This window comes from Bacillus cereus group sp. N14, from assembly GCF_016483555.1.
Taxonomy (GTDB): Bacteria; Bacillota; Bacilli; order Bacillales; family Bacillaceae_G; genus Bacillus_A; species Bacillus_A wiedmannii.
Genome location: NZ_JAEHBQ010000120.1, coordinates 1 through 244, shown reverse-complemented (window position 1 = coordinate 244; position 244 = coordinate 1). Strand labels below are relative to the sequence as shown.

The window sequence follows — 244 nt, the reverse complement described above, 5'->3', positions numbered from 1 at the left end:
AGCGACGGTTTTGTTGATGAAGTAAAAAGTCGTATTATGATTGTTACATTTGCACTTAGCTCAGGTTACTATGATGCATACTACAATAACGAAAAACAAGTACGTACATTAATTAAAAACGACTTTGAAAATGTATTTGCTACCTACGATGTTATTATTGGACCACCAACGCCAACTCCGGCATTTAAAGTGGGGGAAAAAGTTGATGATCCAATGACAATGTATGCAAATGCCATTTTAACAA

General features: G+C 34.8%; 1 protein-coding gene. It reads left to right on the top strand.

Annotation, left to right across the window (positions count from 1 at the left end; genetic code table 11):
• A partial coding sequence (locus tag JDS82_RS29355; RefSeq protein ID WP_242474953.1) for an amidase family protein occupies positions 1 to 244 on the top strand: 244 nt, incomplete at both ends.